At 47.0% G+C, this 22,820-nt stretch carries 17 protein-coding genes and 1 pseudogene; 9 read left to right on the top strand and 9 right to left on the bottom strand.

Features of this window, described 5'->3' with window-relative positions:
- The first annotated feature begins 24 nt into the window (after positions 1–24).
- Positions 25–1,218 (top strand): alpha/beta fold hydrolase, encoded by a 1,194-nt coding sequence (locus BLP80_RS08375; protein ID WP_256325017.1) that lies wholly within the window; start codon positions 25–27, stop codon positions 1,216–1,218.
- A gap of 93 nt (positions 1,219–1,311) precedes the next feature.
- Here BLP80_RS08375 and BLP80_RS08380 read toward each other — a convergent pair whose 3' ends face one another.
- Positions 1,312–2,037 carry a tellurite resistance TerB family protein gene (locus BLP80_RS08380; RefSeq protein WP_090542222.1) on the bottom strand — a complete coding sequence of 242 codons (726 nt, stop codon included), beginning with the start codon at positions 2,035–2,037 and terminating at the stop codon, positions 1,312–1,314.
- A gap of 410 nt (positions 2,038–2,447) precedes the next feature.
- Here BLP80_RS08380 and BLP80_RS08385 point away from each other — a divergent pair, with 410 nt between their 5' ends.
- The 3 genes from BLP80_RS08385 (at position 2,448) to BLP80_RS08395 (ending at position 5,042) form a co-directional block, all read left to right on the top strand.
- Entirely contained in the window at positions 2,448–2,897 is a 450-nt protein-coding gene (locus BLP80_RS08385; protein WP_090542225.1) for a hemerythrin domain-containing protein, read from the top strand.
- Positions 2,898–3,218: 321 nt separating this feature from the next.
- Positions 3,219–4,676 carry a catalase gene (locus tag BLP80_RS08390; protein ID WP_090542227.1) on the top strand — a complete coding sequence of 486 codons (1,458 nt, stop codon included), beginning with the start codon at positions 3,219–3,221 and terminating at the stop codon, positions 4,674–4,676.
- 162 nt (positions 4,677–4,838) lie between these two features.
- Entirely contained in the window at positions 4,839–5,042 is a 204-nt protein-coding gene (locus BLP80_RS08395; protein WP_090542230.1) for a hypothetical protein, read from the top strand.
- A gap of 119 nt (positions 5,043–5,161) precedes the next feature.
- On the opposite strand, the gene bamC is transcribed toward BLP80_RS08395, so the two are convergent.
- The 5 genes from bamC to BLP80_RS08420 all read right to left on the bottom strand — a co-directional run bounded on the left by bamC (position 5,162) and on the right by BLP80_RS08420 (position 13,267).
- Positions 5,162–6,307: an outer membrane protein assembly factor BamC gene (gene bamC, locus BLP80_RS08400; RefSeq protein WP_090542231.1), complete on the bottom strand. Its 1,146-nt coding sequence runs from the start codon at positions 6,305–6,307 to the stop codon at positions 5,162–5,164.
- 9 nt (positions 6,308–6,316) lie between these two features.
- On the bottom strand, positions 6,317–7,195 hold the full coding sequence (gene dapA / locus BLP80_RS08405) for a 4-hydroxy-tetrahydrodipicolinate synthase (RefSeq protein WP_090542233.1): 879 nt from the start codon (positions 7,193–7,195) through the stop codon (positions 6,317–6,319).
- 82 nt (positions 7,196–7,277) lie between these two features.
- Positions 7,278–9,878: an ATP-dependent chaperone ClpB gene (gene clpB, locus BLP80_RS08410; protein ID WP_090542235.1), complete on the bottom strand. Its 2,601-nt coding sequence runs from the start codon at positions 9,876–9,878 to the stop codon at positions 7,278–7,280.
- A gap of 63 nt (positions 9,879–9,941) precedes the next feature.
- The gene (locus BLP80_RS08415) at positions 9,942–11,447 is read right to left on the bottom strand and encodes an FMN-binding glutamate synthase family protein (protein WP_090542236.1); all 1,506 of its coding nucleotides are present in this window, start codon (positions 11,445–11,447) and stop codon (positions 9,942–9,944) included.
- Between the two features lie 551 nt (positions 11,448–11,998).
- Positions 11,999–13,267 carry an esterase gene (locus BLP80_RS08420; RefSeq protein WP_090542238.1) on the bottom strand — a complete coding sequence of 423 codons (1,269 nt, stop codon included), beginning with the start codon at positions 13,265–13,267 and terminating at the stop codon, positions 11,999–12,001.
- 463 nt (positions 13,268–13,730) lie between these two features.
- Between BLP80_RS08420 and BLP80_RS16655 the strand changes: the two are divergent.
- Positions 13,731–13,857: pseudogene (locus tag BLP80_RS16655) on the top strand (IS4 family transposase); the annotation flags it as partial.
- Positions 13,858–14,014: 157 nt separating this feature from the next.
- Here BLP80_RS16655 and BLP80_RS08425 read toward each other — a convergent pair.
- Positions 14,015–15,682 carry a protein kinase domain-containing protein gene (locus BLP80_RS08425; protein ID WP_090542240.1) on the bottom strand — a complete coding sequence of 556 codons (1,668 nt, stop codon included), beginning with the start codon at positions 15,680–15,682 and terminating at the stop codon, positions 14,015–14,017.
- Between the two features lie 324 nt (positions 15,683–16,006).
- Here BLP80_RS08425 and BLP80_RS08430 point away from each other — a divergent pair, with 324 nt between their 5' ends.
- Positions 16,007–18,718, top strand: coding sequence for a UvrD-helicase domain-containing protein (locus BLP80_RS08430; protein WP_143002259.1), 2,712 nt, complete (start codon positions 16,007–16,009; stop codon positions 18,716–18,718).
- 147 nt (positions 18,719–18,865) lie between these two features.
- On the opposite strand, the gene BLP80_RS08435 is transcribed toward BLP80_RS08430, so the two are convergent.
- Complete coding sequence (locus BLP80_RS08435; RefSeq protein WP_090542242.1) at positions 18,866–19,894, bottom strand: fatty acid desaturase family protein; 1,029 nt, start codon at positions 19,892–19,894, stop codon at positions 18,866–18,868.
- Positions 19,895–20,022: 128 nt separating this feature from the next.
- Here BLP80_RS08435 and BLP80_RS08440 point away from each other — a divergent pair, with 128 nt between their 5' ends.
- The 3 genes from BLP80_RS08440 to BLP80_RS08450 all read left to right on the top strand — a co-directional run bounded on the left by BLP80_RS08440 (position 20,023) and on the right by BLP80_RS08450 (position 21,624).
- A complete protein-coding gene (locus BLP80_RS08440; RefSeq protein WP_256325018.1) occupies positions 20,023–20,445 on the top strand; it encodes a MarR family transcriptional regulator in 423 nt (140 codons plus the stop codon).
- Between the two features lie 652 nt (positions 20,446–21,097).
- Positions 21,098–21,358, top strand: coding sequence for a type II toxin-antitoxin system Phd/YefM family antitoxin (locus tag BLP80_RS08445; RefSeq protein ID WP_090542244.1), 261 nt, complete (start codon positions 21,098–21,100; stop codon positions 21,356–21,358).
- Between the two features lie 2 nt (positions 21,359–21,360).
- The gene (locus tag BLP80_RS08450; protein ID WP_090542245.1) at positions 21,361–21,624 is read left to right on the top strand and encodes a Txe/YoeB family addiction module toxin; all 264 of its coding nucleotides are present in this window, start codon (positions 21,361–21,363) and stop codon (positions 21,622–21,624) included.
- 1,028 nt (positions 21,625–22,652) lie between these two features.
- Here BLP80_RS08450 and BLP80_RS08460 read toward each other — a convergent pair.
- Positions 22,653–22,820: transposase (locus tag BLP80_RS08460; protein WP_143002210.1), on the bottom strand; the 168-nt coding region annotated here is incomplete at its 5' end.

A 22,820-nucleotide genomic window follows, 5' to 3' on the forward strand; every position in this document is an offset into this window, starting at 1 on the left:
CCCACTCCGTGGGTGTTCCTATTTTTGCTTTTGATAATACTGCCGGGCTGCGTCCATCGGCAGTTTGTCACCCAGCCCTACCCTCGCTGGGGCGAGGAAATCCCGATCAATCAGGCAAATGATGCCAATCCGCTGATCCTGCGGCTGATGCGACCCGCCGAGCCGATTCATGCATCGGCCTGCGTGCTCCTCGTTCACGGCATGAATGAATATATCGGGCGTTATGGTGAAATCGCCCGCTATTTCGCTCAACGTTTCATCGTGGCAGGCTTCGATCTCTATGCACATGGCCTGTCCAATCCGATGCTGCAACAGGCAGATCAGGCCTTGACTGCAGGCGCTGCCAGACAGGAAGTCGGTGATGCCTACCTGGCGCAAACTCGATTGTATGATCTGGAGCCGATGCGACAAGGTCTAAGTCAGGCGTTGCGGCATTTGATCCTCCTTTGCAATGAGCAAGATAAAGAAGAAAAACCGAACAAACCGGTCTTCATTGTTTCTCATAGCCTGGGCGCTCTGATTGCCGCATCTTATTTGCTCTCCACTGAGAATACGCACGATTCAGCAATGCGGGTACAGGGAATCGTCTTGCTCGGACCGGCTTTCTCCGTCAGCGAAGTGCCGGGCTGGCGCGGCTGGCTGGCAAATCCGTTCATCAAGCTATCGTTTCATGCCGAGGAACATTTCCTGAATCCGCAGAATGAACCTTTGCCATTGTTGATCGTGAATCAGCTCATGTCCCTGATCACTGTGCCATTGCTTGATGGCCTATTTGAGGTTTTGTCCTGGCCTGGCCTGCGCACACTATTTACGCCGGTCACACCGGATTGGGTGGTAGATTATCTTAGCGATAGTGAAGCGGAAAAGGCAGAAATCCGCGCGGATGGCTGGTTTATCCGCCGCAATCTGCCGCGCTATGTCAAAGGAATCGAAGCGGAAGTCGTTCGCTTTCGCCGCCACATGAACACATTCGCTATCCCTTATTACCTGATCTACTCGGGCCGCGATCCGATCACCCCTGCCTGGGGGAATGAAGATTTTTCTCGTGTTACCCAGCAGAACCATCCCGACAATGCACTGCTGCCGCTACCGGAACTAAGCCACCACGAGCATCTGTTCTCATCACAACCCTTACGCGATGAACTCCTGAAAAAAATCGAGCAGTGGCTGGATCAAAGGGTGCTTTCTTGGAATCATGAGAAAACGACGAGGCCATAATAATAAATATATTCCCTGACATCAGGCTTTTTACGGGGGGGAAGAAACTACGAAGTAAGTTCTGATTCCCGGGTATCTAACGCGCAAATGGAATCAAACCATAGGTGAACCTGTCATCTCATGAAGTGTTTTAACGGCGCCTGAGTCCAGATGAAGTGCTTGCGCCAATTGACGCAAATAATCTCTTTCCGCATTCGTGTCTATATCAATTGCGAATAATGAAGCTGCATAAACCTGAGTGGCGACAATTTGATTAGGTACATTAGAAACCAGCTTGTTTAGATCCAGAGGCTGATTTAATTCATCACGAATAAATTGACGTTCTTCATCCGTAATCCCGTCTTCACCCACTTTGCCCATAAGTTTGTTCATTTCTGACTGGTCAAGTTGCCCGTCTGCTTTGGCTGCACTGATCATCGCCCGTAGTATGAGTTTTTCTGTTGCTGCAGAAGTCATCGTTTCTACTTGCTCCTTAGGCAAGGAATCAGCAAGTTCCCTCTCCTGCAAATCAGAAGATTGAGGAGCATATTTTTTCTGAAGTGCATTGATTGCCAGAGCACCGAGCATGGATAGCGCACTTCCGCCTAGCGCACCTTTTGCTGCAGCAGCTCCACCACTTAGCAGAGCGCCTGCCAGTGCCCCCAAACCGCCTAATTGGCCACCTGTTACGTTACCCGCCTGCTTGGAATGCAGGAATTTTTCAATCAAACCCAACCACTTACTTGTAGGTTGAGAAGAATTGGCCACATTTTCAAGTCTAGCATGCCCCTCATTTGTCATCACGTTCAACAAACGTCCAACAATATCGCCATAGCTCATGGTATAACTCCTCTAATTAAATAATTTTCATGAACCATTAACCCGAATATTTCACAAATTGGCACGTGTCCTCACTTGTCTTTTGATTAATAAGAAAGATTTTGCTCAGTCGGGTGTATGAATCACTACACCCCTCCTTCTCAAAACTTCCCTATTAATCTAAATCCTGCGTGATCATCACGCGAATTTATGAAATATTTGGGTTAAATGGTCCGTTTAAATTCCCATAAAATCAGAGCCATTAGTTAATCTGAAGTGAGAAAGTGAGTAAATACGTATAAATACGTAATTCAATCCTGATATATCGATAATTTTTTATCTATTTCATAATATTTCTGACTCATCATCATGCACACGTTTCCTCCTGCATTGATATGCTCAACAATCATCCATGACATGAATGATCTTCCATGAAACGTCACAACAGCCTTTACCCTTTGTCTCATGATCATCATCACGTTCTTGTTCAAGCGAGAAATCTGCGTATAGCCTCTGCCCATTCCGATAGAACGTCGCTTCACCAGATTGTCAGTAATTTTATTACTTTCTGGGATGCCAGCCTTCAAACCCATTTCCGTCAAGAGGAGGAAATTCTCCTGCCCATTTTTTCACAATATTCATCGACAGACCGTCTGGAAATCACTGAAACCTTAAAACAACATGTCAATATCCAGCAAGTCGTGGATCAGTTGAGAAAACACATTGAGCAGGAAACAGCGCTGGCTGTGAAAAGTCGGGAGCTTTCGGAGCTGCTCGGCATGCATATTCGTTATGAGGAGCAGCACTTATTTCCTGCTATTCAGGAAGGGGTACCAGAAGAAGCATTATGGGAAATCAACCGCCGGCTCACTACAAAATAAGCGCATTAGCGGCGATCTGGCAGTAAATATATCTATCAAATAGAGGTTTTAGAGAATCATGAGTCAATTATTACCCATTTCTTAGAATACTTAACCCGAATATTTCATAAATTCTAGTGACTCATACACCCGACTGAGCAAAATCTTTCTTATTAATCAAAAGACAAGTGAGGGCACGTGCCAATTTATGAAATATTCGGGTTAAGGTTTTGCTGATGAAATTAGCAAAACCTTAATATATTATTTCAGGTGCTGGCCGAATAGCTTCCAAGTCAACTTTTAGAAGTAACACCTTGATCCACAACCGAGAAGGAGTAAGCTATGCGTGACAAAAAGAAATTGACTACCAGTGCAGGTTGCCCGGTTGTCGACAACCAGAATGTAATGACAGCAGGGCCACGAGGCCCGATGCTGCTCCAGAATGTCTGGTTTCTGGAGAAACTCGCTCACTTTGATCGCGAAGTCATTCCTGAGCGACGCATGCATGCTAAAGGTTCGGGAGCCTACGGCACCTTCACTGTCATGCACGATATTACCCCATACACACGTGCCAACATTTTCTCCCAGGTAGGTAAAAAAACCGATGTGTTCGTTCGTTTTTCTACGGTAGCGGGTGAACGGGGCGCAGCGGATGCGGAGCGCGATATTCGTGGCTTTGCCGTTAAGTTCTATACCGAAGAAGGCAACTGGGATCTGGTCGGCAATAACACACCCGTATTTTTTCTACGTGATCCGCTAAAATTCCCCGATTTGAATCATGCCGTGAAGCGCGACCCTTGCACCCATCTCCGCAGCGCAAAAAATAATTGGGATTTCTGGACACTGCTGCCAGAAGCACTGCATCAGATTACCATCGTCATGAGTGATCGTGGCATTCCAGCAACCTACCGGAACATGCACGGTTTCGGCAGTCATACTTTCAGTCTTATCAACGCTGATAACGAGCGTTACTGGGTCAAGTTCCATATGAAATGCATGCAGGGCATCAAAAATCTGACTGATGCCGAAGCAGAAACGCTTATCGGCAAAGATCGCGAAAGCCATCAACGCGATCTCTACGCAGCCATCGAACGCGGTGATTTCCCGAAATGGAAATTTTGTATCCAAATTATGCCTGAGATGGATGCGACCAAAGTACCGCACAACCCTTTTGACCTCACGAAAGTATGGCCCCACAGCAATTATCCACTTATCGAAGTCGGTATGCTGGAACTGAATCGCAATCCAGCAAACTATTTCGCCGAGGTCGAGCAGGCTGCCTTCAATCCCGCCAATATCGTACCAGGCATTGGCTTCTCGCCAGACAAAATGCTGCAGGGCCGTCTATTCTCTTACGGTGATGCCCAACGCTACCGGTTAGGTGTCAACCATAATCAAATTCCGGTCAACCAGCCACGTTGCCCAATACACAGCTATCACCGTGATGGCGCCATGCGAGTAGATGGTAACTTTGGTGGCACCCAGGGCTATGAACCTAATAGTTTGGGTGAATGGCCAGAACAACCTGGCTTTGCAGAACCCCCACTCAATCTGGAAGGTGCAGCCGATCACTGGGACCACCGCGAAGATACGGACTATTATTCTCAGCCAGGCGCCCTGTTCCGCTTGATGACTCCAACGCAACAACGGATCTTGTTCGAGAACACTGCACGTTCCATAGGAGGTATTCCGCGCGAGATCCAAATTCGTCATATCACGAATTGCCTCAAGGCCGATCCAGCCTATGGCAAAGGCATGGCTGATGCCTTGGGTATTGCATTGAACGATTTCCCGAAATAGATCTTTGCTAATTCGGAAAGACATCATTTGCTTCATCCCTGAATGCCTTCGAGAGTTGTAAAAATTTTGTAAACTGATGCTTGAGCAATTAAGTATTTTCGTTATATACTGAATCTGTCACAAGTTGTTTTTAGTTACAAATTTTAATAAGGAATCAATATAATGAGATTTTTTCTGATCGCCGCCGTTTTAGCAGCCCTAGCATTGACAGGATGTGGCAGACCAAGCCAAGCATTACCTGAACAAGAAAAAGCAAACTACGAGAAAATCATGCGCGGTGAAAAGTTAGATTGTCCTCATGGATTAGATGCTAACGGAAATTGCCTGAAAGAAGGAGATGATGGACGTCCAATTGGCGGTCATTAATAATCCAAATTATAGTCGTAAAGCTATAAAAAACCGCCTAGCCAGGCGGTTTTTTTATTTCCGGCGCTCCTCGCATCAGCCAACTCTGCTTACTTCATTCACACTATCTCGGCTATAGGCTACTTAAGCTGCTCATACAATAAACCAAGAATTCGATTAGTTGCCCCCGATTCTTGAGATATACCATCCTGATTAAGCACTTTAACCTCGCTGTTGGCACCGACTTCACTTACCTGAATACGATATCGTTCCGCTTTTGAGTTAGTATCACTTCGCCAGAAAGCGAGTTTCGAAAGTATCCCTTCGCCTTCACCAGCCTTTCGGCTTTCGAAATCAGGATCAGCATAACGAACAAAATAAACCCCACTTGATCTATCTCGATCTTCAACAGTAAAACCCACACGATCAAGCGCCAATCCTACTCGACGCCATGCCCGATCAAATGTTTCACTAATGATTAGCACTCCCCCTCTTGCTTTATCCATATAAGCCTGCTCTTTAACGACAGCGACGCCATTGGTTGCAGCAGCCACTTCTTGTCTGGCAAGTCCTTCTTCCGCACCAAAGCGCATCATCAACCGCGCAAGCATTTCAGCCTCCAAATCAGGATCAGCAGGACGTGGTTGCCAAATAGTACGTTGTGTACTTCTGTCCGCAAGCACTTCATCCATACCCCGATGACTGATATAAATTTCGGTTGCGCCTGACTCGCTTCGTTCTAGTCGCGTACGAAATTTGTCACGCTCCGAAGTTGAGTACAAGCTATCGAGAAAAGTCGAAAGAACGCTACGAATGATATCCTGTGGAATTTTTGCACGATTCTCAGCCCAGTCCGTCTCCATAATTCCCACATCAGGCGCTTCAACCTTGATTAAGAATCCTAAATCCTGCCAGAACTCTTTGACTATTGGCCAAACATCTTCGGGAGCTTGATGAATCACTAGCCACCGTTGGGTACCCGATCTAGCAATATAAGCGGCATCTTTTGCTACCGGCAATATAGCGTTACCGTAGGTTCGCGGTTGCTCCTCACGTTCTTTGTTATAGGTAGAAAATGTTGCGCTTCCTGAAGAAGGCATATCAGGTACAGCATAACGATTATCTGTTGATGGTGCCGTCAGATCAGGCGGTATTTCCAATGGGGGTATTTTACCCGCCGATTTATAATCTATTTTTTTACTCTCAGGCAATAAATTACAACCAGAAACCATCAACACCCATACTATACTTAATATGATTGTTCTTTGGTGTTTTGTTCTCGACATCACAAACCTTTAAATCAGAACCTCAGCTTGTTTCATGGCATCTCTGATCAATTGATGGAATTGATTTGAGAGCGGTGTTAGAGGTAAGCGAATGCCCGACCCTATCAAACCCATTTGGGTAACAGCCCACTTTACTGGGATTGGGTTCGCTTCGATGAATAAATCCATATGCAGCTTGAGCAGTTTATTGTTAATGGTACGAGCAGTAATCAATTCTCCTGCAAATGCTGCGGTACACATTTCGTGCATTAATTTCGGCGCAACATTTGCAGTCACTGAAATGACGCCATGACCTCCTAACAGCAGCAGCGCAAGCGCACTTGCGTCATCCCCGCTATATACGCAAAAATCCAGGGGTACACGATGTAATAAATCACAACCACGCGCAATGTTACCTGTCGCATCTTTTATTCCAATGATATTAGGAATTTGTGCGAGTCGAAGAACGGTATCGTTGGAAATATCAGCAACCGTTCTACCGGGCACGTTATACAAAATCGTCGGAATATCAACTGCTTCTGCCACCGCCTTGAAATGCTGATAAAGTCCTTCTTGAGTGGGCTTGTTATAGTAGGGAACCACAGACAAACAAGCATCTGCACCCGCATCTTTGGCATAAATGGTCAGATCTATGGCTTCTCTGGTGGAATTTGCACCCGTACCAGCGATGATCGGTATCCGGCCGGCAGCATGTGATACCGCAGTTCGTATCAGCAAATTGTGCTCATCAAAATCCACTGTAGGAGATTCACCCGTCGTGCCGACGATCACGATACCATCTGTTTTTTGCGCAATATGAAAATCGATCAGCGCACAAAATCTTGCCAGATCCAGAGCGCCATCCTCAAACATGGGTGTAACAATCGCGACCAGACTACCTTTCAACATAGTAGGATCTACTTATAAAAAAACAATATTCTACCTGAAACTATCTATCACATGAATTACCGCTTAGCTTTCTTTTATAAACTCATGCAGACTTGGAAAATGTCAGAACGCTATTTACACAATCCACCCTGATCGTATCTTTAGCGGAAAAATGGCCTTGCAACAGCTCTTTCGCGAGCGGATTCTCGATTTGTGATTGGATAGCGCGTTTCAATGGGCGCGCACCGAACACAGGATCAAAGCCAGCCTGCGCAAGCTCCGCTAAGGCAGCATCAGAGACTTCGAGCTTGATTTCCATTTTCGCCAATCGCGCTTCCAGGTTCCGTAATTGAATCTGGGCAATCGATTTAATATGCCTTTCATCCAACGCGTGAAATACAACCACTTCATCAATCCGGTTAATAAATTCAGGGCGAAAATACGCCTTGACTTCTCCCATCACTGCAAGCTTGATGACTTGGTAATCATCTCCGCTCATTTGCTGAATCATTTGCGAACCCAGATTGGAAGTCATGACAATCACCGTGTTTTTAAAATCCACCGTACGCCCCTGCCCGTCTGTCATGCGGCCATCATCAAGCACCTGCAGTAAAACATTAAATACATCTGGATGGGCTTTTTCCACCTCATCGAGCAGAATCACCGAGTAAGGTTTTCTTCGCACCATTTCAGTAAGATAGCCGCCCTCCTCATAACCGACATAACCCGGAGGAGCACCTATCAAACGTGCCACCGAATGCTTTTCCATGAACTCCGACATATCGACACGAATCAAGTGCTCTTCGGAATCAAACAAGAATGCAGCCAATGCCTTGCATAATTCTGTTTTACCAACACCAGTGGGTCCCAGAAACAAAAAAGAACCATAGGGTCGATTGGGATCAGACAATCCTGAACGTGACCGACGGATGGCATCCGATACCAAGCGTGCCGCCTCATCTTGCCCCACCACCCGTTCGTGCAATTTTTGCTCCATTAACAACAGCTTCTCGCGTTCACCTTGCATCATCTTGGCCACGGGTATGCCTGTTGCACGGGAAACCACCTCGGCAATTTCCTCAGCACCTACCTGAGTACGGAACAATTTCGGTTTATTTGCATCTTTAACTTGAACTGTAGCCTCGGCCTGCTGGATTTGCTCAGCAAGCTGCGCTTCCAGCTGAGGAATACGGCCGTATTGCAATTCAGAGACCTTTTGCCAGTCTCCTTTGCGCGTCGCGGCTTCCACTTCTTTTCTGAGCTTTTCCAATTCTTCCTTGATCTGTTGCGAGCCTTGCGCACGTGATTTTTCTGCCTTGAGAATTTCTTCAAGATCGGCGTACTCCCGCTCAAGTTTCTTAATCTCTTCTTCCAGCAGCGCAAGGCGTCTATGCGAGGCTTCATCTTTCTCTTTTTTCATCGCCTCACGTTCGATCTTGAGCTGAATCAGCCGACGATCAAGCTTATCCATTACTTCAGGTTTGGAATCCCGCTCCATGCGAATGCGTGCAGCCGCCTCATCAATCAAATCGATGGCTTTATCTGGCAGAAAACGATCGGTAATGTACCGATGAGACAACTCTGCAGCTGCCACAATAGCAGGATCGGTAATGTCCACGCCATGATGGAGCTCGTACCGCTCTTGCAAGCCGCGCAAGATGGCAATGGTCGCCTCAACCGATGGCTCATCAACCAGCACTTTCTGGAAACGGCGCTCTAATGCCGCATCCTTTTCGACATACTTGCGATATTCATCCAAGGTGGTCGCCCCGACACAGTGCAGTTCTCCTCTGGCCAGCGCCGGTTTGAGCATATTGCCCGCATCCATAGCACCTTCGGCCTTTCCCGCGCCTACCATGGTATGCAGCTCATCAATGAATACGATGGTACGGCCCTCATCTTGGGCCAGTTCCTTGAGGACTGCTTTCAGCCGCTCTTCAAATTCACCCCGATATTTCGCACCCGCCAGCAATGCCGCCATATCGAGTGACAATACGCGCTTATTTTTCAACGTATCAGGTACTTCCCCGTTAACGATGCGCTGAGCCAATCCTTCTACGATAGCGGTTTTGCCTACTCCCGGTTCACCAATCAGCACCGGATTATTCTTGGTACGCCGCTGCAATACCTGAATGGTTCGCCGAATTTCATCATCCCGTCCGATCACGGGATCCAGCTTGCCCATGCGTGCGCGTTCGGTTAGATCAAGGGTATATTTTTTCAGTGCTTCACGGCTGCCTTCCGCTTCTGCACTAGACACATTCTCGCCACCCCGCACTGATTTGATCGCCTGTTCCAAAGCATTACGGTCAGCACCATGTTGCTTCAGTAGTTGTCCGGTCTCGCCCTTATCCCCGAGCGCCGCAAGCAGGAACATTTCCGAGGCAATAAACTGATCGCCACGTTTTTGTGCTTCCTTATCGGTTAAATTGAGCAGATTATTAAGGTCACGCGAGATATTGATTTCTCCGCCCGCTCCTTCAACTTTGGGCATACGTTCAATACTTTTCGTCAGCGCCTCGCGCAGCGGACCAACGTTAACACCTGAGCGTTGCAGCAACGAAGAGGTTCCGCCATCATCTTGTTGCAGTAGCGCAAGCAACAAATGCTGGGGTTCAATGTACGGATGATCCTTGCCCAGCGCCATGCTTTGCGCTTCGCCCAATGCCTGCTGGAATTTTGTAGTAAGTTTATCGAGACGCATAAAAGCTCCTGATGAGAATGTGGATTGACCTTACTATATGGGAACAGGCCGAAATTTCAACCCTTAACCCTTGAGAACTTCTTTATTAAACTCCCTACGCACTTCAGGATAAGGATACAGCATATTCAATGCGATGCTCTTTCCTGCGGTTTCTACGATTCGCACATGTTCACGCCGGAACTCACGCGCATGCCTGAGTCCGCAGGAATGCGCGATCATGCCAATTTCCTTATTAACATTCATCGCATAATTGGCAACACGCAGGTATTTTTCCCCAACGACCAGGCCATGTTGCAACCGTGGATTATGCGTGGTGACGCCTGTTGGACAAGTATTCAAGTGGCAGCGCATCGCCTGAATGCAGCCCAACGAAAACATAAAACCGCGTGCCGAGTTGACAAAATCCGCACCGACGCATAATGCCCACGCACCATGCGCCGAGGTGACCAGTTTACCTGCCGCAATGACACGTATCCGTTTCTTCAAATCGGATTCAATGAGTGCATCCACCACGCGCGGCAACGCCTCTGCAATCGGCAGAGCCGCATGATCGACGAGGGTTTGGGGCGCGGCGCCGCTGCCACCTTCTCCACCATCGATGGTCAGAAAATCAGGCGCGTACTCCAACCCGCGCCGATGAATGGTATCGCAAAGCTCATTGATAAAACGCCAGCCGCCAATAGCTACCTTGACACCTACCGGACGACCAGTTAAATCGCGGATATAGGCAATTTTATCGAGCAGCTCATCAATGTTGCCAATATCACGATGACGATTAGGGCTGATAGAATCCTGAAAAGCGGGAATACCGCGAATAGCCGCAATCTCAGGGTGTACCTTGAGGCCAAGTAGCACCCCTCCCTTGCCAGGTTTGGCGCCCTGGGAAAGCTTGATTTCAAAAGCCTTGACGAGTGGCGCAATTTCTTTGGCACGCGCAGGGGAAAAATTACCGTGTTCATCCCGAATGCCATATTTGGCGGTACCGATTTGCATGATCACATCGCACCCGCCTTCCTGATGATAGGGTGAAAGCCCACCCTCTCCGGTATTGAACCAGCACCCGGCCTTGGCCGCACCCAGTGACAAGGCACGCACCGCCGGTGCGGAAATGGCGCCATAGCTCATGCCACTGATATTAATGATCGATTTGGCTTCAAAAGGGTGCTGGCAATAACCTTCACCGATCAACAGTGAGGGCGTTGGTAACTGATCTTCTTCCAGAATAGGAAAAGCCGCATTGACGAAAATGATCGCCCCGGGTTCCCGCAAATCATAAGTCGACCCAAAGCCAACGATATTCCCCTCATTCTTGGCATTTTTATACACCCAAGACCGGGTAGCACGATTGAAAGGCATTTCAGCTCGATCACCGGAAAAGAAATATTGCCGAAAATACTTTCCCTGGGTCTCGAAAAAATAGCGCAATCGACCAATGATAGGATAATTGCGCAATATCGCGTGCTGTTTCTGAGTGATGTCGCGAATAAATAGCGTGACCACAGCGCCTACGATGATTAATCCCAGGATAGTGCCAATACTATAAGTGATCAGATCCGTAACGTTGGACATGTTGAATTCAATCTCCTTCCTAAAATAATCGGTTACACCCACATAGTAAGCGTATTTACTGAGAACATCATGAGTTCATACAATTTGGATCATGAACTGAAGAATTCTATCCAGTTAACTGGATAGATAGCTTATCGAAAATTGAGTATCCCATGGTATGGGATCAAGCAATCAAGAAGAATATCGGTTCTGGCATTGATAGAACTAACGCGAATTTATGAAATATTCGGGCTATGGGTAAAGACGATCCAAGAAAAATAGGATGACATGCGATCCCCCGCTTCTTGTTACCCGAAACCGATCACAGTCAATCTTCGTTATTCAATCAACTCTTGAATAACGACTTCGAAAACCTCTTAGTGTCTGTCGATGTCTTCAACAATCGTGGTTGGACGCATCTGCGCCGTGTTGTGAAATGACGTTAAGGCATACTCCAGTTCGTCAAATAGAGGTGCAAGCAATTTCCCAGCTGGCCGTCTGCAGCGCGAGCAGCCTCGGCTGGATGATGATGCCAGTTTGATACGGCGGCTTACAACGGTTCAGGCGAAGCTTTACTCTCCAGTGGACAAGACAATTAACATGCGCAGAAACTCCATGATCTCGAAACGGAACACATCGTTATGATCCTTGATCAACTGTTTATCAACCTTCACATTAAGGTAAGGATTGCGGATAACGGTCCGGTCCAAACTCACCAGTTCAGTGCTACCAAACTGCATCGTGCCTCCTGGTTGCTGCTGCAACCAGATATTTTTGACCGTGTGGTAAGGCGCCTCCCTTTCGTTGCTGGCAGGAAGTAATTCATGGCTCTGCAACGGTTCAAAGTGACCAACCGTGTGGCGATCTGCTGCACCTTCGCTGTAGGTGAGCGGCCGCTCGCAGTCGTTGCGTTCGATTATGCCGTGGGTCTCGAAAAAGGTGGAGAAGACCCGGCCAATAGGAAAGAAATATTTGGTGGCATAGTCAGCCTCGGAAGTCAGTATCACCAGACGCGGAGGCTGATCTTCGAAATAGCTGCAACGGGCCTGGGCTAAATCATAGAGTGGCGCATACTTAAGCGCTTCGAAAGCAGGATTGAGCAGAACCACGAGATCCCCGAACCCCTTTGCGGTACCGACATAGTTTTTACCGGTGAGGCTGTCGACAAAACGGTTGGCAAGAATCTGGGCGGTAGCGCTATAGACCGCTGCGCCGCCAAAACTATGACCCACCACTACCAGACGGCTCTTCACCGGCGGCTCCTGAGTGTTTTTGACGTTGCTGATCTCCTCCAGCCGTAATAGCAGCTCGGTCATGCCAAGATACCCCACCTCATGCGCCGTATTCTTGCGCTCCCAGAAAGTGACGTTGTTCAGCAAGGGCACGCCAATCGATTCCCCGCGCCAGCCGACATAGACTCCCACCACCTTGCGGGGTGTTTTATGCAGGTGCAGGTTACTTTCAACCTGACTCAGCTCTGCCAGGCTGGCCTTGAAATTCTCCACATTAGCATCGCCCTGCTTGGCGTCGTGATGCCAGCCATGAACAAAAACATTGATCAGCAAACTCTGGCTGGCCGCCATGATGTAAAGCTCGTCAAGCAGTGCCTGCATCTGCGCCCGGTCACGGAGTTGCCCTTGATCATCCATCTCGACAAAACCGAGCAAATATTCCTGATCGGTAGCCCTGTTGTGATACTGAATGGCATGAGATTCACACGACTCCTGCGGTGTCACTACACAGCTACTGAATCTGCTGCGATAGATATCATTCGAGGTGCAGGCAGACAGCAACGTGGTCAACAACGCCAACAGTAGTATTTTTTGAGTTGCAGTATTCATCTGAAAACCCTCCTCTTTTTAATTTTGTCAACCAGTGATCTGACATCCTGCACGCTCACCGGGTGCAGGAAGATGCCGAAAGAACGAAGGTAGAGGAAAAACAAACACTTTCTCTATTACGCTATGATGCTTTAATAGATTATCGAAATATGCTGGTTAAAAAAATACGTACAAACACGTAAGAGTAATCTTTATTGACAGGCGATCAGGCATGCCCCTAAACATGACTTTTCGTTTTAAGAATCCGCTTTATGCCCTGAATGTTTTATTCATTGATCTGTCACTCAGGCTTTTCCCTGGTCGCATTATGCATTGGGGAAAAGTACGATGAAGTTACCAGTTGGACTTAATTTAACCCGAATATTTCATAAATTCGGGTTAAGAGGAAATCTTCCCGCGTTTGCGACGTAACGGAAAGCAGGAAGGTTGATAACGCGTGTGCTAAACCGGCTTATCTTACTCAAACCTCAAGATCAAACGGCTTCCAGGTATCAGCAAAGATGCCGTGATGACACAAATCTGGATGGCCATGTGCGCATCTTCTTTTGGCATTCATCAGATTGAGTCATTCAGTGAAAGTGCACTTAACCTGTTTGCAAAACGCGGCCTGATTAGGTTAATCAAGACTGAATCACCACCCGATGATTATCAACTCATTCAGGAAACTCTATGGTAATGCAGCATTGTGGGACAGACAGAGAATCTGCCCTTATTAACTTTTAAATCAAAAATCGAGCATCCAATTAATTACTCTTTAGCAACCGCTAATTCTGCCCGAATGCGATGTAGTTTGGGATCATCTGGCAAGACAGACTCAGCCCTTTGCAGATACAGTCTGGCCTCATCGAGCCTGCCTTCAATGCTTGCTTTGGCGATAAATTGAACATAACGATCAACTATTCTCTGTAACCCGGAAAGCGCGTCCGCATTGCCTGGATCGATGGCAAGCACCATTTGGTAGTATTTAAAGGCACTATCTCTTTGCGGTGTAGTAAAGCGCGCGGCTCTCATGGCTTTCTCAGCAGCCGCTAAGTGCGATTTGATTAATACCTCGTCAAATGTTTTATCTAACACATTCTGATACTTAGGCTGAGGTAGCGGAGAATCGGTTGCGGCCAACTGCAGGTCTTTATCGGATTCCAGATCAGTTGTTATCGTGACATCCTCTGGTATTGGTTCAGAAACCGGCGTGCTTGCTGGAGAAGGTATGTTTTCGGATATCTGATCACTTTCTGGCTGGCTTGATTGGGTAATGGCCAAAGCAACAGATAGGTCCTCTGGCGCCTCTGGCATGGTGAAGGTTTCATCAGTGCGATCCTCAGATGGAAGCTGCGCGGCAACTGTATCGGATTGATCATCTAATGATTCTGAAGTTTTTTCACCATACCATACGCCCACAGCAAGCAATGCGATGATTCCAGCCATGACACCAGCCACTATGGAATGTCTGTCTACCGAGCTACGCACGGCCTCATCCGTGGCTTTTTGCTGGAAAATAATAGCTTTGCCTTGCTCGCCGGTACACTCTGGTTTAAGCAGCGCCAGAATCTCCGCCGCTGATTGCGGTCGATCGTTATAGTCAGGCCGCAGCATCCAATTGATTGCTTGCAACCATTCCGCGGTATAGGGTGTGCCTGCGGAGTCGGTGGGTAAAGTCATCGGATCGGGCTCGCCGCTGCTTAATGCCATGATCCGACTCTGAGCGGTATCGGGTTGGCGATGCGTCATACAATAGTACATCGTTGCGCCCAGCGCATAAAAATCAGTGGCGGGACTGGACTGATTAGCCTGTTCATATTGTTCTACGGGCGCATAGCCAGCAGCTAATTCATCGGCAAGTTGAGAGGTACGCGCAGCAATCGCCAGGCGTGCCGCAGCGAAATGAGTCAGCAGCGGTTCGCCATTCTTGCTCAGAAAAATCGCTGCCGGCTGGATACCACCATGCACTATTTTGTATTCATGGATTTTCTGTAGCGCATTCAGAACCGATACCAGAATGAATTTTAATTCTGTTTCAGCCAGTGAAGCGGGAGGCTGGATTACCTTAGAAAGCGATACGCCTTCCTGACGAGCCATAATCAGGTAAGCCGTTCCATTGAGCTGCAACACATTCTCAGCAACGGCAATATTGGGGTGTTCGATCTGTGTGAGACGCTCAGCCTGATCCAAGAATGCCTTTAACCCGTATTCGAAATTCTCTTTATCATCCAGAGATTTCGGTTCAACACCAGGACCATCATTTACACGCATGGCTAAATCGTGAGGAAAATACTCCTGGATATCGACCCGCTCCTTAAGATGATGATTCCAGGCATGATAGGTGATATCGAATGCGCCAATTTTTAAGGTATCCTTAATTTCGTAGACACCGAGTTGCGTACCTTTCGGCAGAATTTGATCATGTGTGTGCGTCATGATATGTATTACCCCTTTCTCTGATCTCGTTTAACGGATTGCTGAAAAGCCGCGGCAGTTGGTCATCTGTGCTATTACGCGGCACTCGCTCTCCTTGCCTATCTTACTTGATATGCCTCGGTTACTGTACTCCAAGCGCCTTGCATCTGACCATCTCTCAAAGTTCTTGGCTTTAGAACTTCTCATGAAGTATTCTTTGGAGTATCGGTAAATTACACCCATCGCCCAACAAAAGTCGTTCTTTGAATCTGGATTCACGATTTTCCCTATACACTCTGCCTCTTTTAACTACTTCGACCACGTAACCATTATCTGTAGCATTCTATGAAAATCCTTGTTTACAATGAGCTCAACCCCAAAACTATTCCGGGTTTCGCCAAGTTACAACAATACCTGGAAGATGATAACTTCAAATCGGCTGATGTTAAAAAGGTCGGCAATAATTTATATCGAGCCAAGCTTAATCAGCGTGACCGGTTGCTGTTCTCGGTTTATCGTTACCAAGAAGAAAATTATGCGCTGATTCTGGAATTTATCAAAAATCATGCTTACCAGGATTCGCGTTTTCTACGTCAGGTCAGCCATATTGATGAAGATAACATTCCGCTCATACTCAAACCTGATGAAATCAGCGAAAAACAGCTGTTTTATCTTAATCCCAACCATACGTCGTTTAATCTGCTGGACAAAATCATCTCTTTTGATGACCGCCAACAATCAATTTATGATTTGCAGCCGCCGCTTATTGTGATCGGTTCGGCTGGCAGCGGCAAGACAGCGCTGACGCTGGAAAAAATGAAACAGGCGGTAGGGGATGTGCTGTATGTAACCCAGTCTGCCTATTTGGTCAAGAATTCCCGCGATTTGTATTACGCTCATCATTACGATAACCCTGATCAGCAGATTGATTTTTTATCGTTCCAGGAGTTTCTCGAGAGTATTCGCGTGCCAGAAGGCAAACCTGTCACCTTTCAGGCCTTTCAGCAGTGGTTTAGCCGCTATCGTCAGGGGCCATTGAAAGATGCACATAAACTGTTCGAGGAGTTTCGCGGCGTTATCACTGGACCCGCCACCGATAAAAGCTGGTTAAGCCGTGCAGATTATCTGAATCTGGGCGTGAAAGAATCTATCTTTCTGAGCGAAGAACGCGAGCTGGTATATGACGTATTTGAAAAATACCTGGCTTTCTTACAGAAAGAACACCTTTATGATAGCAATATCGTCAGTCATCAGTACCTGCAACACTCACAACCACGCTACGATTTTGTCGTAGTTGATGAAGTACAAGATTTAACCAATATACAGCTCTATCTGATCATCAAATCACTCCGTCAAACACAGGATTTTATCCTGTGCGGCGACTCCAATCAGATTGTTCATCCCAACTTCTTTTCCTGGTCGAAAGTAAAAAGCCTGTTTTATCGGCAGGATGATATTCAGCCATCCAACGAACTGATCCGGATTCTGAACACCAACTACCGTAATTCACCGCAAGTTACCGATATTGCCAACAAGATTTTAAAAATTAAAAACCAGCGCTTTGGCTCCATCGACAAAGAAAGCCATTATCTGGTTGAAAGCAACGGTCACAACCAGGGCGAAGTGTTATTTTTGCAGGATACTGCCCCGGTTCGCCAGGAACTGGACAGCAAAACCAGAGCTTCTACGCTGTTCGCCATTATCGTCATGACAGCCGAGCAGAAACCAGCAGCACAACAGCATTTCAGCACCCCGCTGATATTTACCATTCAGGAAGCCAAGGGGCTGGAATATGAGAACATCATCCTCTACAACTTCCTGAGCCAGGAAGAAAGCCGCTATCGTGAAATCAGTAAGGGTGTCAGCCCTGCTGATCTGGATCAGGACATTAAATATGCTCGCGCCAAGGATAAAACCGACAAATCGCTGGAGATCTACAAGTTTTATATCAATGCGTTGTATGTTGCGCTGACCAGGGCTGTTAAAAACCTGTACTGGATTGAAAGCAACCCCAGGCAGCCGTTGCTGGATCTGCTGGGGTTGCGCAACGCCCAGGAAAGTCTGCAGCTTGCCAGCCAGCAATCCAGTCTGGATGCCTGGCGCCTGGAAGCGCATAAACTCGAACTCCAGGGCAAGCAGGAACAAGCTGAGCGTATACGCAATGAAATTCTCAAACAAAGAACACCGGACTGGCAAATCATCAGCAACGCAACACTGATCGGTCTAAAACAGAAAGCCTTTGACCATGCTGACAAGAACGCCAGAATGACTCTGCTCGAATACGGCCTGGTTTATGAAAACCAAGACATCATAGATAGCTTGCAGAACGCCGGATTCAAAGCCGCACAATATCCTGAAAAAAGCTTGCAGATGCTCCAACAAAAGCACTACAGCGCCTACAGCTTTAAAAAACCCGACGCTGTCCTCAAGCATGTCGATCTATATGGTCCGGATTTTCGCAATATTTTTAATCAAACGCCGCTAATGGTCGCTGCCTGGATGGGCAATACCGAAGTAATCAAGGCGCTGGTTGAACTGGGCGCCGATACCGAAAAAGTCGACAGCAACGGTCTAATCGCGTTTCAAATCGCGCTTGCGCAAACGGCTCGCAACGAAAGCTACGCCAAAAAGAAATTGGCCGATATCTACGAACAGCTCGAACCCACCAGCATGAGCATTCAGGTCGACGGTCATTTGATCAAACTCGACCAGCACACCATGGAGTTCTTCATGCTCAATCTAATGATCTCCCTGTCTTGTCGCGTAATGACGAAAAAAACGTTTTACCGGCCTGCCGGTTTCTCCAGCCAGGATTTTATCGATGCAGTGCAGCACATTCCCTACAGCATTTTGCCTGAACGGCGCAAACAACGGGCTTATCTGTCCAGTATTCTGGCGAAGAACGAAATCAACAAGGACGATCGCTACAACCGCAAATTGTTTTACCGCATCATGCGTGGAACCTATATTTTCAATCCTGGTTTGGCACTCAAAGTGGAAGGAGAATGGATCAATATTTATGATTTATTGGCTATAGAAAAACCGGTACTGCAATAACTAAAACCTATCGTATCGCGCTTAATCTTTTAGTAGTTGTAGGGTGCCAATAAGCGAAGCGCATTGCACCGGTATTTTTTTAATTTGGCGCAATAAAAATTGCGCCCTATGCTTGCTTCAGAAGATTGATATCATTCCCCTTTTCGATTACAGCGGGGTTAAGAAAGATATGCCATTCGTACCTACTGCGGAGCCGTTTTGGAGACGTTGTACAAACTGGCTCCCTCGCGTCTCGCTCTCATCGCCGAACACTCGCGCCACTCTCCCCTTATGGAAGCTCGACAGCTGCTTACCAAACGGAATGACGAAATCTCCCTGGTCACCATACAGCTCTCTATGCAGCTTTGGCAGCTCGTGCCAGGGAGCTGTAGGCTTTGCATGATGGGCGTTGTGGTAACCGAAGTTGAGCGTAAGAAGATTTAGCCACGGATGGTTGACTGAGATCAGGTTGCTGAATGTATGAGACTCTTCATAATCCCGATCGCCCCTGTGCTTTACCAGGTCGAAGTGATGATCGGTTGCCAGCATCAGGCCATAGTTATGCTGAAGCGCATCCATGAAGCGCAAAATCGTCAAGAAAATGGTATAGGCGATGACATAGCATATGTAGGCCATTGGCGAATAGAGGAACACTGCGAGAAGCAAGCTGAACCTGATCATGATTATCACGGTGACTCGCAACCGCTGGTTCTTTTTGTCCTTAAAAAGGAACGGCGCAAGCATGAGTGCTCCATGCATGAGAAATTCTACAACGGGTATATACAACCACTCCAATGCCTGCACAATTTTGCGCTGAATTGGAGCGCGCGCGAGATAACCTCTGTAGTCGAGCGTTATGACATCGACGTTATTCACGTGGTGCTGCATGTGATTAGCGCGCAAATCCTCGTAAGTTCCGTAACAACTGCCAGTAAGCCAATTTAACGCCTTTCCCAGCATGGCATTATGACGCGGCGACTTGAATAGGGTATTGTGCCCACAATCGTGGATCATATAAGCGGCAATCACCATGCCGTGAGCCATCGCGAGTGTGCCAATAATCATAAAGACTGGGTTCAGGGATAGAATAAGTGCTGCTCCACCAAAATAAGCCAATTGACAATAAAGCAGAACCGAAATGGTTGGACGCAAGCTGCCCTTGTAACGAAGCCAGATTTTCTCTATTTTATGAATCATGATCGATAGCCTCCTTTTTAGCTAATTCTTGAATTACAGAAACACCCAAACAGAAGCAATTATGCATGCAAATTTACATGCAATCAAGCGATAGAATTATACCGAACTAACAGGAGTGGATTCCGAAAATGCAAACAAAAATCAAAACCTTGGCCAAACCCAAGAAATACCCAAACACCAGGCGCCGTCAGTTCATTCAGCTAATTAACTGTACAGATCACTATTGGATGGAAGTTCTGGGAGATGAACTCTTCCACGACCTGAACTACTATGATCTCTTCACACAAATGTGGCTGAGGCACAATGATACTTTTTACAAGTCCGAGCTGCATCGGCTCATGCCACACATTAGTCAGCGCACCGCTGTCAAATATATTCAGATTGCAATCGATCACGGCTTCCTCGTCGAGCATCCGGACCCGGAAGATCTGCGTTCAAAGCGGATCACGATGTCTGCCGATCTCAAGCGAAAAATCGAGCTTTTCCTGGATTACTCCATCTCAGTATTCGAGACATTTTCTTTACCGGATTCTCAGCCCCCTCATTCATAACAAAATGCTGTATCTCGCCAAGCCCAGAGGGCTGCTGACCTTGGTTATTGAACTTCAACTCTGCACCAGACCAACATATCAACAACGCCATTCACCACGAATGCACGAATACCACAGAAAGCACAGAAAGGGTCTAGGTCCAGAATCAAGAATTCTTGTTCTTGCGAATAATAACCCCCAATCGTCGCTCTTATTTTCTTGATTCGCGACCTGGCCCCGATGTGGAGATCTTTTATAACCGGCAGCGCAAACAGGAAAAATTGGGTTACCTATCACCAGCAGAATTTACACAGCGATACTATGCAAATCTACTTGCTGCTTAACCCGAATATTTCATAAATTGGCACGTGCCAATTTATGAAATATTCGGGTTAAGCATATGGACTCCATATTTGACAACACATATCACTCCGTATTGGCACGCTTCAATCGGACTTATGTTTTCAATCCTGACCTGGCGCTCAAAGTGGAAGGGAATGGATCAATATTTATGATTTATTGGCTATAGACTGGCAAGCACAGCAATCTCAAGACCGGCAGGACAAGCAACCGGAATAGCTCTTTTCTTAAATAGCTCTTTTCTTAATTTGCTTTGTTATTTATTTCAGCTACACTTGTACAATTTATTGGCCAAGTTAAACAAATATCAGTTATGAAAGTTGTAACCTATTCCTATGCGCGTAACGCACTAAAATCCATATTAGACGATGTTGTTCGTGATGCAGATGTAACCATCATCAGCCGTCGTGATGCAGAAGGTGATGCAGTAGTCATGTCACTGGATAGCTACAATAGCATTATGGAAACCTTGCATCTGACCAGTCATCCTGCCAATGCAGCCGCGTTGGCACGGGCAATTGCACAAGACAAAGCCGGGCAAGCACAAGAGCATTCACTCCACCCCATTGATTGACGGTGCGCGCCATTCGATTTGTCCCCGATGCATGGGAAGCTTATTTGTATTGGCAAAAGCAGGACAAAAAGACGCTCAAGCGGATAAATCTGCTGATCAATGCGGCCGTAAGTGACCCATTTACCGGAATCGGCAAACCCGAGCCGCTACGGGGCGAATTATCAGGCTACTGGTCCAGACGTATTGATGAGACAAATCGATTGGTATATCGAGCAACTGATACCGAACTGGTCATTATTGCTTGTCGTTTTCACTATGACGATTAAAGGTAATAGCGGACGGACGGCAATAGAAAAATCGTGCCCCCTACTTACTATTTAATTCTTTTGAAGATCTCATGTAACTACTACCCCCCAAAAAATAGCAATAACTTCTTCGTCGCTAAAACTTAAATCCGCGTAATTGCTTATAGACAAAATTAACAACGGGCAAATTAATCTCAAGCAAGCATATACTCATGAGCGAATACCAGTATTACGAATTTATGGCTGTCGACCAGCCGCTTACCTCCCAGCAACAAGCCGAGCTGCGCAGTCGTTCATCGCGTGCCACAATTACCGCCACAAGCTTCATTAATGAGTATCACTGGGGCGATCTAAAAGGCGACCCACTGAATTGGATGCAACGCTATTTCGATGCGCACGTCTATTCGGCTAACTGGGGGTCGTGCTGTTTGATGCTACGTTTACCAATTTCTTCATTGGATGCGGAAACTCTGAAGCAATTTACTGCACTCTCCCAAACAGATGCGCAATCATTTTATGTTGAGGCCTTTGTCGTTACCCAAGCATCTGACCATTGGATACTCCAATGGAATTTTAACGACGATTCCGGGCGCTACGAACGCTTCTGGAGCCAAGAGGACGGTCCAGGGTGGATGGCCAGCTTACTTCCGATACGCGATGAGCTAATGCGCGGTGATACACGTCCACTTTACTTGGGTTGGCTGGCTCGGGTATGTAATGGGGAGATAGGTCAGAATGATCTCGAACCTCCGATTCCTCCAGGCCTTCAATCGCTCACACCTGCACAGACTGCATTGACTACCTTCTTGTTGATCGACCCAGATTGGCTGGCCGCTGCTGCCACAGTCAGTCAAGCTTTACCTGTCCGCAATAATATTGATCCCGACATCGATAACTGGATTGCAACCCAGTCGTTAGATGATATGCGTGCAACTATGCGTTTGCTTTTGGAAAAACGAGGACAGGAAGCTAAACGTAAGTTACAGCAGCGTTTTTTGAGCTGGCAGCGAGAACACTTGCCAAACTCTCAGAAGCTGTCTGGCAAAACATTAGACGCATTTTGCAAGTGTTATTTTCATCATGGCGATTCGAATCATATTTTCGGCAGTGCCTGGCAGGATTTCGAAATCCTTTGATAAACGGCGAAAGTTACCCAGCCAGGAGAACGTGCGTTCGACTACCCACCGCTTCGGTAAAACAGCCCATTTACCTTCGAT

Origin of the sequence: Nitrosomonas sp. Nm132, from assembly GCF_900100485.1 — a bacterium.
Classification (GTDB): Bacteria; Pseudomonadota; Gammaproteobacteria; order Burkholderiales; family Nitrosomonadaceae; genus Nitrosomonas.

Excerpts from the sequence above, each read along its gene's own strand:
- BLP80_RS08385 (WP_090542225.1), top strand. The coding sequence starts at position 2,448 with ATGAAACGTCACAACAGCCTTTACCCTTTGTCTCATGATCATCATCAC.
- BLP80_RS08395 (WP_090542230.1), top strand. The coding sequence starts at position 4,839 with ATGAGATTTTTTCTGATCGCCGCCGTTTTAGCAGCCCTAGCATTGACA.
- BLP80_RS08380 (WP_090542222.1), bottom strand. The coding sequence starts at position 2,037 with ATGAGCTATGGCGATATTGTTGGACGTTTGTTGAACGTGATGACAAAT.
- BLP80_RS08390 (WP_090542227.1), top strand. The coding sequence starts at position 3,219 with ATGCGTGACAAAAAGAAATTGACTACCAGTGCAGGTTGCCCGGTTGTC.
- clpB (WP_090542235.1), bottom strand. The coding sequence starts at position 9,878 with ATGCGTCTCGATAAACTTACTACAAAATTCCAGCAGGCATTGGGCGAA.
- BLP80_RS08440 (WP_256325018.1), top strand. The coding sequence starts at position 20,023 with ATGCAAACAAAAATCAAAACCTTGGCCAAACCCAAGAAATACCCAAAC.
- BLP80_RS08445 (WP_090542244.1), top strand. The coding sequence starts at position 21,098 with ATGAAAGTTGTAACCTATTCCTATGCGCGTAACGCACTAAAATCCATA.
- BLP80_RS08420 (WP_090542238.1), bottom strand. The coding sequence starts at position 13,267 with ATGAATACTGCAACTCAAAAAATACTACTGTTGGCGTTGTTGACCACG.
- BLP80_RS08435 (WP_090542242.1), bottom strand. The coding sequence starts at position 19,894 with ATGATTCATAAAATAGAGAAAATCTGGCTTCGTTACAAGGGCAGCTTG.
- BLP80_RS08415 (WP_090542236.1), bottom strand. The coding sequence starts at position 11,447 with ATGTCCAACGTTACGGATCTGATCACTTATAGTATTGGCACTATCCTG.
- BLP80_RS08425 (WP_090542240.1), bottom strand. The coding sequence starts at position 15,682 with ATGACGCACACACATGATCAAATTCTGCCGAAAGGTACGCAACTCGGT.
- BLP80_RS08430 (WP_143002259.1), top strand. The coding sequence starts at position 16,007 with ATGAAAATCCTTGTTTACAATGAGCTCAACCCCAAAACTATTCCGGGT.
- bamC (WP_090542231.1), bottom strand. The coding sequence starts at position 6,307 with ATGTCGAGAACAAAACACCAAAGAACAATCATATTAAGTATAGTATGG.
- dapA (WP_090542233.1), bottom strand. The coding sequence starts at position 7,195 with ATGTTGAAAGGTAGTCTGGTCGCGATTGTTACACCCATGTTTGAGGAT.